Source organism: Marinobacter sp. UBA2498 (assembly GCF_002341575.1).
Taxonomy (GTDB): domain Bacteria; phylum Pseudomonadota; class Gammaproteobacteria; order Pseudomonadales; family Oleiphilaceae; genus Marinobacter; species Marinobacter manganoxydans.
In genome coordinates this window covers 1-967 of the sequence record NZ_DDOI01000072.1, presented here as the reverse complement: position 1 = coordinate 967, position 967 = coordinate 1, and the positions used below count along the sequence as shown (strand labels likewise).

The 967-nt window shown below is 55.4% G+C and carries 1 protein-coding gene; it reads left to right on the top strand.

Going from position 1 to position 967, the window contains the following annotated elements; all coding sequences use genetic code 11:
* Positions 1 to 252 precede the first annotated feature (252 nt).
* Positions 253 to 967, top strand: a 715-nt coding sequence (locus B2W52_RS10340) for an alkaline phosphatase (RefSeq protein ID WP_286802881.1), incomplete at its 3' end; no start/stop codon positions are given.

Sequence of the window (967 nt, the reverse complement as noted above, 5' to 3'; positions counted from 1 at the left end):
AACTCTCCGATAACTCTCCGATTTCCGCCGGCGCGCCTCTGTTTGCGCTGGCGGGTCCTGGTCATCAGCGTCCGGGGAGGAAAGTGAGTCGAATCTTTTGCGGCCAGACAACCTTAATGCCTGAGTAACACAAATGCAGGATTAACGTCATAACCAGCCCCTATCTTTTTAGCGGAGTCGATCCGGAATTCTGTTCGATGAACAGGTTGTACCGGAGTGGCAGACAACAACACCGTTGAAAGGATATGCGCTATGAATCTGGAAAGAGCGTTAATTTCCGTGGCGATCGGGCTGGCATTGTCCGCCAGTGTCGTCGCAGAGATACTACCGACCTCACAAAAGGGCAATACCTGGTTTATTAACGCCGCGGCACAGCTTCAGCAGAAGCTCTCCCTGAAGTCCTCGGATAAGGCGAAAAACGTCATTCTGTTTGTGGGCGATGGCATGGGGGTGTCCACCCTTACCGCTGCGCGCATTCTGGAAGGCCAGAGGCAGGGCAGTCCGGGCGAGGAAAATCTGCTGAGCTTTGAAAGCTTTCCCTTCACGACACTCGTGAAAACCTATAACACCGATGCCCAGGTTCCGGACTCAGCGGGCACCATGACCGCCATGATGTCAGGTTTGAAAACCGATGCGGGCGTGCTGGGCGTGGACGAGGATGTCCAGCGGGGAGATTGCAGCACGGTTGCAGGCAATGAAGTAGTAACCGCTCTGGAGCTTGCGGAAATCAAGGGTTTATCCACTGGTGTGGTCTCCACCGCACGCATTACCCACGCAACACCCGCCGCTGCCTATGCCAAATCGGCAGATCGCAACTGGGAAGACATTTCGGATATGCCTGCTGAAGCGGTTCAGGCCGGTTGCAAGGACATTGCCGATCAGCTGGTCAGTTTCGAGCAACTTCTGGAACAACGTTACGCTGGCGTGGATACCGATGGGATTGACGTGGTCATGGGCGGCGGCCGTC